This is a genomic window from Bradyrhizobium sp. KZN70725, from assembly GCF_055264925.1.
Genome location: NZ_JBUYWT010000210.1, coordinates 1 through 499, shown reverse-complemented (window position 1 = coordinate 499; position 499 = coordinate 1). Strand labels below are relative to the sequence as shown.

The 499-nt window shown below is 62.9% G+C and carries 1 protein-coding gene; it reads left to right on the top strand.

The window, feature by feature from the left end; translation table 11 throughout:
- A partial coding sequence (locus ACZBJS_RS42755; protein WP_463440360.1) for an MBL fold metallo-hydrolase occupies window positions 1–499 on the top strand: 499 nt, incomplete at both ends.

The following is a 499-nucleotide window of genomic DNA, read 5'->3' as shown; positions in this document are numbered from 1 at the left end:
GATCAGCGAGTTCGGCCTGTCGATGCACGTCGAGACCCGGCGCGGCACCGAGACGCGAAATGTCCTGATGGATTTTGGCTTCACACCGGACGCGCTGGTCAACAACGCCAACCTCGTTGGCATCGATCCGGCCGAGTTCAACGCCCTTGTCTTGAGCCACGGTCACTACGATCATTTTGGCGGTCTCGCCGGCTTCCTGAGGCAAAACAGCGGCAAGCTCAAAGCCGGGCTACCGATTTACATCGGCGGCGAGGAGGCATTCTGCTCGCGTGAATGGACGGCGCCGCCGGTGCGCGGCGACTTCGGAGCCCTGGATCGCAAAGCGCTGGAGGCGGCCAATTTGGCGGTGGCCTATGCAGACGGACCGGCACTGGTTGCCGATCACGGCTTCACCACGGGGCACATCGGCCAGACGAGCTTTGAGAAGCTGCTGTCCCCCAGCGCCATGAAGATCGGCGTGGACCACGGCATTGGATGCTATGCCGACCAGCTTCCGGAG